Source organism: Cupriavidus sp. 2SB (genome assembly GCF_005503625.1).
GTDB lineage: Bacteria > Pseudomonadota > Gammaproteobacteria > Burkholderiales > Burkholderiaceae > Cupriavidus.
The window spans coordinates 74616-83633 of the sequence record NZ_SCMX01000027.1 but is presented as its reverse complement, the minus strand read 5'-3'; the positions used below and the strand labels follow the sequence as shown (position 1 = coordinate 83633).

The 9018-nt window shown below is 63.4% G+C and carries 5 protein-coding genes; all 5 read right to left on the bottom strand.

The window, feature by feature from the left end; translation table 11 throughout:
• Positions 1-70: 70 nt before the first annotated feature.
• A complete protein-coding gene (locus FFS21_RS15050; protein WP_212745243.1) occupies positions 71-1645 on the bottom strand; it encodes an autotransporter outer membrane beta-barrel domain-containing protein in 1575 nt (524 codons plus the stop codon).
• A gap of 210 nt (positions 1646-1855) precedes the next feature.
• Positions 1856-2734 carry a flagellar brake protein gene (locus FFS21_RS15045; RefSeq protein ID WP_137925585.1) on the bottom strand — a complete coding sequence of 293 codons (879 nt, stop codon included), beginning with the start codon at positions 2732-2734 and terminating at the stop codon, positions 1856-1858.
• A 102-nt stretch (positions 2735-2836) separates the two neighbouring features.
• Positions 2837-4516: a site-specific integrase gene (locus tag FFS21_RS15040; RefSeq protein ID WP_137925584.1), complete on the bottom strand. Its 1680-nt coding sequence runs from the start codon at positions 4514-4516 to the stop codon at positions 2837-2839.
• 96 nt (positions 4517-4612) lie between these two features.
• Entirely contained in the window at positions 4613-5560 is a 948-nt protein-coding gene (locus tag FFS21_RS15035) for a response regulator transcription factor (RefSeq protein ID WP_137925583.1), read from the bottom strand.
• Complete coding sequence (locus FFS21_RS15030) at positions 5544-8885, bottom strand: ATP-binding protein (RefSeq protein WP_137925595.1); 3342 nt, start codon at positions 8883-8885, stop codon at positions 5544-5546. Before FFS21_RS15030 ends, FFS21_RS15035 begins: the two co-directional genes overlap by 17 nt.
• Between the last annotated feature and the right edge of the window lie 133 nt (positions 8886-9018).

Below are 9018 nucleotides of genomic sequence, written 5' to 3'. Positions count from 1 at the left end.
TATGCGAATTGACACTTTTAATGCGTTTCGAGTGGAAGCAAATGTGTCAACACAACGGCGCTAAGCCGCGTCAGCTAACGGCAAGGGTAGTGACAGATTTAATACGCTCTACGGTACTGCTGCCGTTCTTCTGCAAGGTATAGGCGTAGGCGCCTGCCACGACAGCCTGCCTGCCTCTGAACGTGTAGTCGCCGCCGACCAGCGTGAAGCTCCCGCCCGACGTGCCGCCGACATCGACCACCTTGATGCCCTCGACGGTTTGCGCCCCGCTGCCGCCCACGTTGATGACTCGCACGTTGGTGCTGCCGCTGGTGTTCCCCGTGATCACCAGCTTGTCTGTTGCGCTGTTGTCCCCGCCCAGTACCGACTCGATCTCGAGCGTACCGCCGTTGCCTGCGTAGTTGCCGGCCACCGTCAGCGTACCGAGCGAGTTGCCAGGGGCAATGGTCCCCGCATTGGTGGTGTTGCCGATGATGCCGCTGCCCTGGAGCCGCGCCGCGCTCAGCACATCCATCGATCCGCCCAGGCGTCCGTTGACAGCCAGTGTGCCGGACTGGACGGTGGTGCTTCCGGTGAAGGCGGCGCTGTCGCCCGTCATCACGGTCTTGCCTGTGCCTCGCTGGACAACGGCGCCGTTGCCGCTCACCGAGCTGTCGAAAGTCCAGCTATCGGCGCGTTGGAAGGCGAGTGTGCCATTGGCGGTCACATCGCCCGTGATGCTGCCCCCGCTGCCGCTGTTGCCGAGTTGCAGCGTGGCACCCGACGCAATCGTTGTGCCGCCAGCATATGTGTTGGCGCCGGAAAGCACCTGTGTGCCGCCGACAATGTTGAGTCCGCCCGTGGTCTCGATGTTGCCGCCGAACACGGTAGCCGAACCATTGGTGATGTCCAGCCGCTTGCTGCCCATCACCACACGACCGTCCCCAGACAAGCTCTGGATGGTCGCACTGCCTGGCGCCACGCCCGATGCATCGAACACGGCGCCGGACTTGACGTTGACCTCGCTCGCGTTGGCGAAGGAGCCGCCACCGGTCAGCACGACACTACCGGCATCGACGAACAGCCGGCCGATGTACTCATGCGCCGCTGTCGTGGCGAATACGCCAGCGCCTATCTTGACGACATCACCCTGCCCTCTGATCGCAACACCCAGATCCGTGCGATTGACGGCGTTCACCATATCGAAGGTCAATGTATGGCCATTGAGATCGATGCCCTTCCACAGCCCGGCCACGGTGAGGCCATTCGGCATCGTGTACCCACCGCCGTTGACGTTGGTCGCGCGAATGGAAATGTCGTTCTCGAGCACGGTGCGGCGGAAGAACGTCTGCATCGTGATGGCGCTGTCGTTCTGCACGCCCACGCCATCGGTGCCGTACAGATGCACCTCCGGCATCGCCTCATTGTCGAAACGTGACACCACACTGCCATCGCGAATCCATACGGAGCCGATTTCTATGGCAGGGCCATTCAGGAAGTTGATCCGGGTGGCCGAGGTGCCGCCAAGAATCGCGCGGTCGTTGCGCCCGGGCGCTGCGCCGCCTGTCCATGACCCGGTGGCCGACCAGGCAGCCAGCGTGCTGCCCCGGAAAACGATGTCCGCACCCAGCGCCGCGCCCGATCCCGACAGCGCGGCAGCCGCCATGAGCAGCGAGACACCCTTTGCAACGGGAGAGCGCCGTGGAAGGTCAGAAGACGAGGGAAATGCGGGAGAAACGGGGGATGCGGGGGCTTTCTTGTTATGAATCGACATCGCTTGTGTACAGCCGGGAGAGAGCCCGCATGGTAAGCGCTAATGTCGCAAACGTATCTAAATCGCTACATTTACTGTGGTTTTTGCCACACCTCGCTGTCGCTACAGCCCGCCCGGCTTTCCCCCCGGCCGCATCGTCGCATTCTCCAGCAACTGCTCGTGGATATACGAATGCAGCAGCAGCGCCTCACGCTCACCGTACGCATCGAAGGCCACGCCGACATGGTGGAAGGGGTCGGCGGGGTCCGCGTCGGGATCTTCGCGGGTGCAGCCTTCCACCGAGAACTTCTTTTTGAGTCCGGCGGCGCGTAGCGTGAATTCCAGCCTGACCTGTACGCCGGGCTGGCCGAGTTCGCTCGATGCGGTGGAAACGGACGCGCCCCCCAAGCTCAGGTCGGTAATCAGCACGGTTTGCGGCGAGCCTGTGCCATCGGCAGCGGATAATGCGCCCACCAGTCGCACGGGCACGCGGATACTGCCGCGCATTTCGCGCGCGTCGAGGTGCTGAATATCGCCAAGCATCCAATAGGGGAATGGCGACCGGGACGTTGCCTGAATGCGGGCGGAGAAACTATGAATGCTGGTGCCCGAGAATCCACGGAACAGCACCGTTTCGCCATCGGGGATTTCCGGCACGGGATTACCGGACAAACTCGGCCATCCGATAAAAATCGCGCCATCATGGAAACCGATCAGGCGGCTGACCGCAGCGCGATTTGGGTCGGCCGGGCGTTTGACGTGCAGCAGCGTGCCGATCAGCAACCCGTAGCCGTCGTGCCACTGGGCGCTGGGCGCGTCGGCGCGCAGCGGCGCCATATCCCCGGCCCAGAAGCAGCGCCCAGCCTGGAGCACCAGCACAAGTTCCTCGGCCGTGCGGAATACCGTGCCCTCGTCGGCCACGGGAAAGCCCAATTCATCGACCAGCGCCGATTTCAGCGGACTGCCCAGTTCGATATCGCCAGCCTGCACTTCCCTGCGCATTGGATGCACTTTTCATCCCTTTCGAATAATTCGCTACTTTAGATAGTCTTTGTGTCTTTGTCAGGTACGCGCTGGTTAACGCTGATATGCCGCGCGTTTTAATCAGCCGAAAGCCGACTCCATCTGGCGCGCACGCTTGACACTGTCGCCGTGCAGATACAGCGAGGTCGTGGAGACCGAGGCGTGGCGCAGATTGTCGCGCACCGTCGTCAGTTCCGCACCACGTGCCAGTGCATGGGTGGCGTGGGTGTGGCGCAACCAGTGCGGGCTGGCCTTGCGCAGTTTCTCGGCAGTAGCCGGGCGCTCGCCTTCGAGCTGCTCTGCCGCCGTGGCGAAAAAGCGCTTCATGACCATCCACAAGCGCGCACCGGTGATGCCGCCACTTTCATCGGGACCGAGGCTGCTGACCAACGGCGTAGCGGGCTCCCACAACGCCCGGGTGACCGGGAGTTGCCGCTCGACGAGGTAGCGATCCAGCGCATTGCGCGCCAACGGCGGCAGCGCCACGCGGCCGGCCTTGGCTCCCTTGCCGACCAGATGCAGCCAGTGATCGCCATGCACATCGGTTTCGATACCGCGCAGTGTGGCCCCCACCAGTTCGCTGGCGCGCAACCCCGTGGCATACGTGAAATCGAGGATAAAACGCAGCCGCTGCGCAGCTGGTGCATCCCAACCGTACGACCACTCCAGCCCATCGGCAATGCTGCGCGTGATCATCCACTCGCCTTCGGAAAACGCATGCGAGACGTCGAGTGCGGCGGTCTTGGCGCCACCGCGCACTTTCAGGCCGGCGAACGGATTGGCCAGCACATAGCGTTGCTGAACGAGCCATCGGAACAACGCGCCGATGACTTGCAGCGCATAGGCAGCGGATCGCGGTGACAAGGCATCGGTGAACGGTTTCCAGTCCGCCGCGATACGTGGCCGCGCTGGTCCCACCCAGCGCTCGCGCGGCGACGGTTCGCGCAGGAAATTCCGATAAGCGGTGGCGTCTTCTGTCGTCAACGATGAAAGCGGACGGCCTTTCTCGATGATGGCCCACAGAATCAGCCGCTCGGCTTCCTTGCGATACGCGCGCTGCGTGGCCGGCGATTCGTGCAAGGCCAGCCATGCCTGCACCGCCGCGTAATCGTTGTCCGCAGAGAGCGACGACGTTTCGCGCGGCGCGCGGAACTGGCCCAGCGAACCATCCACTTCATGCGGCAGACGCCCCATCTGCTCCCACGGCACGATCATCCCGCGTGGTTGGGCGTCAATCATCGCGCGTGCACGCGCAGTCAACTCGGGATGATCGGCAAAAAACGCTTCGATACGTCGCGCGCCATTCGGCCCTAGCCCCGGAATCGTGGCCCACCACTGCCTGCGGCGTGGAATGCGGACAGTCAGGTCCGCCAGCGTATGAATGTCCTGCGCACGCAGCGCCTCCACAGCAGCCGACGCGAGCCACAGCCCGATATCGTCGGAGATCGCCGGCAGCGGCGGCGGCAGATTGCGCAAGGTCTCGATCGCCTGATTAGCAGCCCTGCCCTTCTCCGATCGCTCCGACGCCGACATCTCGAACAGCACCGCCAGATCCTCGCGCAGCCGGTATCGCGCATACCCGGCAAGCCGCCGGCGAATGGCACCGAGAATTCCGCGCGAAGACTGCCCCTGAAGCCGATCCGCATCGAGATACTGCGCCACCGCCGCCCGCGTCGATAACCCGGCATGCCAGGCGCGCAGCATCGCCAGTTCGGCAGCATCGGGGAAATCGAATGGATGGGGATTTGGGCGGCTTTGCATCCGCCGGATTTTATCACCCGAGCATATGTATTGCGATAACTTTTCTTATCGCAATATGCTTGCCATCGCTGACAACTGGTCGCGTACGGAAGCGCTTCAGGAAAAAGCCTGAGTGTCTCGCTCGATCGATACCCCAATCGGCCGCACCTGCCGCTGCGCTGCCGCCACGGCTGCCGTGCGTGTTTCCACGCCGAGCTTTTCGTAGATGTGCTCCAAGTGCTTGTTAACAGTGCGCGGACTCATGCCGAGTATTTCGGCCACGTCGCGGTTGGTCTTGCCGCGTGCCACCCAGGCCATGACTTCGGCCTCGCGCGTGGTGAGCGATGGTGCGGATGCCGGCGACGGTTCGGTGCCTGTCGAGGTGGCGTTGCCAAGTTCTACCACCGTCCATTCGGAAGTCTCTCCCGTCAACCGGCGCAGATGCAGATGGTCGATCTCGCACTGCCCCGTGCCCTTGAGCATCTGCAGTGCATCGACCAGCGGCGACGGCAACATCGTGCCCGGTGCCGGCGTCTGCCAGCCTTGCGCGGTCAGAAGCTGCGTGGCTTTCGCATTGCTCCAGAGCCATCGGCCATCGGAGCCCGCTGCGAACATCGGTGTCTCGCTGCGCATCAGCGCCTCGCGCGCACTGCGCGCCAACCTTGCCTTGCTGCTGTGGGCACGCACCCGCGCAATGACCTCAGCAATGGCGATGGGTTTGGTGACGTAGTCGCAGGCGCCGACTTCAAAGCCTCGCACGATGTGTCCCGTATCGCCCAGGCCCGTCATGAAGATCACTGGCAGGTCTGCGTGACGATCCATCAGCGCCTCGCACGTGGCGAAGCCATCCATGCCCGGCATGTCGACATCGAGTAGTACCGCATCGGGTGCGAAGAACGACAGTGCATCAAGTGCTGCGTTGCCGCTCGATGCTTCATGCACAAGCATGGATTCCGCACCGAGCGCGCGGGTGAGAAAGCCGCGCGCGTCCGGACTGTCGTCCACCACCAGCACACGCGTTTCGACGGCGTTCGAAGCAAGTTGGAGATCAGGTTCGATTTGCATGAAGAGCCTCGCCAAGAGATGCAGTCAGTGCCGCCGCATCGGTGCGTGCGAGCGTCAGCATCTGCTGCGCCCACACGGCCACGTTGCCGCCGCCTTCCACTAGTTCCGTGAGATATGCTTCCGCCGCGCGCAGGCGCCCCGTGGCGCCCATCGCCAGCAGTTCGCGTAACGTGTCGGGCGCTGGCGGCACCGACGACAGCGTTGGCACCGCTGTCAGCGCGCGATGCACGATCTCGATCAGTTCCGCCTCGCGCACCGGCTTGCTGACAAAGCCGAGGTAGCCATGCAACTGCCGCGCTTCCTCGGTGTTCTCGTGCGCATTGGCGGAAACGATCACCACCTGGGGCGGCGGATGTTCGGCGCGAATCAGTCGGCACAGATCCCAGCCCGACGCATCGGGCAAATTCAGATCGAGCAATACAAGATGCGGTCGCCATTCACGGACCACGGACAACACGGCTGCGCCCTCATCCAGTTCCTGCACCGTCAATCCAAATGGCGCGAGAAAGCCGCGCAGCACGGCGCGATGGGCGGCGCGATCGTCGACGATCAGCACGCGCGCATCCGCAGGCAATGGTTCGGACGGCATGGCCTTGCGTGGCCTTACCACCGCCGCGACGGCTGGCAGATAGAGACGCACGCGGAACTCGCTGCCTTCGCCCGGATGGCTATGCACGCGAATGTCTCCGCCCATCAGGTCCGCCAGCAGCCGCACGATGGCCAGCCCCAGACCGATACCTTCGCGGTCGTCATGCGGCGTGCCACGTTCGAATGGATCGAAGATCCGCGCCTGATCCTCGGGCGGGATTCCCGCTCCGGTATCGCTGACGCGAATCGTGGCGAGTTCGCGTTGATGCTGCACGGTCAGCGTCACCGAGCCGTGATCAGTGAACTTTATCGCGTTGCTGACGAGGTTGATGACGATCTGCCGCAGCCGCTTGGAATCGCCATGCACATGCGGCGGCAGCTTGCCCACCACGCGGTAGTGAAACGCGAGGCCACGCGCAGCGGCCAATGGACGGAACATGCGCACGAGATCGTCGAACAGGGATTCAAGCGAGACGGCTTCCTGTTCGAGCCGCAGCTTGCCCGCCTCGATGCGCGACAGCTCCAGCAATCCGTCCACCAGACTGGACAGGTGTTCGCCCGCACGGCCAATCGTGCGCACATCCTCACGATATGTTCCTGGTAGTGAAGGTGCCCGCAAGAGCAACTGTGAATAGCCGAGAATCGAGTTCAAACCGGCGCGCATCTCATGGCTCATGCCGGTAATGAAGCGGCTCTTGGCCACGTTGGCTTTTTCCGCCACTTCCTTCGCATGCTGCAGCAAGGCATCGGTCTGACGGTGCGCATCGATTTCCTTCTGCAGCAGCACGTTCTGGCGCTCCGATTCCTCCTGCGCCACCGTGCGGCTCTCGTTGACCAGCACCAGCCACCATGCCGCCACTGCCGCGAACAACGTGAGTCCCGCGCCAATCTTGAGGAACAGCGCACCGCCGTTAGTGCCCGCCATCGCCAGCGGGTTCGACAACTGTTCCTGCGTATAGAACAGCCATAGCAATGTGCCAAACGCGAACACCATCCCGGCGAGCACCAGTACGAACTGGCCGATACGCCGCGCCGTCACGGGTGGCGTGCCGGCCGGAAGCAGCCGCGCGAGTGCCGTGGCAATCTGCTCGGGCGCACTCGCTCCCGGCTTGCAACGGTCTCCACATCGCGCATCGAGCGTGCAGCACAGGGAACAGATCGGGCCGCGATACGCCGGGCAACCGGCCATGTCCTCTCGTTCGAAACGATTGCGACAGATGATGCAGCGGATCACGGCATGGCGTGCGCCGAAATCCACTGGCACGCGCGCCATGAAGAAGCGGCGTTGCGTAACCAGTGCGATGAGCGGCGGAAGCACCGTTGACAGCAACAATGCCAGACCAATTGACGCGGGCCGCAGCGTATCGCCGAAGACGCCCAGGTGCATCAACAAGGACAACGCCGACGCCAGCGCCATGCTGCCAAATCCCGCCGGGTTGATATCGAACAGGTACGCACGCCGGAACTCGACATGACGCGGCGACAGCCCCAACGGCTTGCTGATCACCAGATCGCCGAAGATCGCACCCACCCACGCCACGGCAAGATGCGCGTACAACGCCAGCACCTGTTCCATGGCCTCGAAGACGCCCATCACCATCAGCATCACGGCAATCAGCACATTGAACGCCAGCCACACCACGCGGCCCGGATGGCTGTGCGTCAGCCGCGCGAACACGTTGGACCACGCCAGCGATCCGGCGTACGCATTGGTGATGTTGATCTTGGTTTGCGAGACCAGGACCAGCAGGCCCGTCAGCACCACGGGCAGCCACGCGGGCCAGCCTTCGCCCAATCCGCGCGCGAAACCGGCGAGATACATCTGCGTGGGTTCCAGCGCATGCGCGATCGGCAATTCCGCCTGCAGCACGATGAACGCGAGGAACGCGCCACCCGCCATCTTGGCCGCACCCAGCACAATCCATCCCGGGCCTGCTGCAATCAACGCGCTCCACCAGCGCACGCGATTGCTGCGTGTGAGCGGCGGCATGAAGCGCAGGAAGTCCACCTGTTCGGCAATCTGGCCGATCAATGCGGCCGCAACGGTTGCAGCCGCACCGAAGGCGGGCCATGAGAAGCCATCCGCATCGGCCAGCCGTCCGTTCAGTGTCAGGAACGCACTGTAGTGCTGCGGCTCGCGCCAGAGGATCAATGCGTAAGGCAGCACCAGCAACAACAGCCACAACGGTTGCGTCCAGAGCTGGATGCGCGACAGCAGCGTCACGCCATGCATCACCAGCGGAATCACGATCACCGATGACAGCAGGTAGCCGAGCCAGCGTGGCATGTCGAACAGCAGCTCGAATGCCTGCGCCATGATGGCCGCTTCCAGCGCGAAGAAGATGAATGTGAAGCTCGCATAGATCAGCGAGGTAATCGTGGAGCCCAGATAGCCGAAGCCCGCGCCGCGCGCCAGCAGATCCATGTCCAGGCCGTCGCGCGCGGCGTAGTAGGAGATGGGCAGGCCGGTCAGGAAGATCACCAGGCTCACGGCGGCAATCGCCCACATGGCATTGGTAAAGCCATAGCTCAGCGTGATGGCCGCACCAATCGCTTCCAGCGCCAGGAACGCCACTGCACCAAAAGCGGTATTGGCCACCCGAAACGCGCTCCACTTCCGGAACGACCGTGGTGCATAGCGCAGGGCGTAGTCCTCCAGCGTCTCGTCGGCGACCCAGCGGTTGTAGTCGCGCCGGATCTTGCTGATGCGCTGAACGGGCTGGGAGGCAATCGGCATGGCGTGGAGGCGGACAAGGTCGAACCCGACCGGGGATGCAAGACGCATGCCTTGCCGTGCGTACGTTGAATGACGTATATCGCGCTACGCAGGTGCGCCGCATGATCCGCTCAACGCAGCACCCACCCTCACC

What these genes read in the sequence shown, in the direction of transcription:
- FFS21_RS15050 (WP_212745243.1), bottom strand. Translation starts at nt 1,645, where the DNA reads ATGGCGGCTGCCGCGCTGTCGGGATCGGGCGCGGCGCTGGGTGCGGAC.
- FFS21_RS15045 (WP_137925585.1), bottom strand. Translation starts at nt 2,734, where the DNA reads ATGCGCAGGGAAGTGCAGGCTGGCGATATCGAACTGGGCAGTCCGCTG.
- FFS21_RS15040 (WP_137925584.1), bottom strand. Translation starts at nt 4,516, where the DNA reads ATGCAAAGCCGCCCAAATCCCCATCCATTCGATTTCCCCGATGCTGCC.
- FFS21_RS15035 (WP_137925583.1), bottom strand. Translation starts at nt 5,560, where the DNA reads ATGCAAATCGAACCTGATCTCCAACTTGCTTCGAACGCCGTCGAAACG.
- FFS21_RS15030 (WP_137925595.1), bottom strand. Translation starts at nt 8,885, where the DNA reads ATGCCGATTGCCTCCCAGCCCGTTCAGCGCATCAGCAAGATCCGGCGC.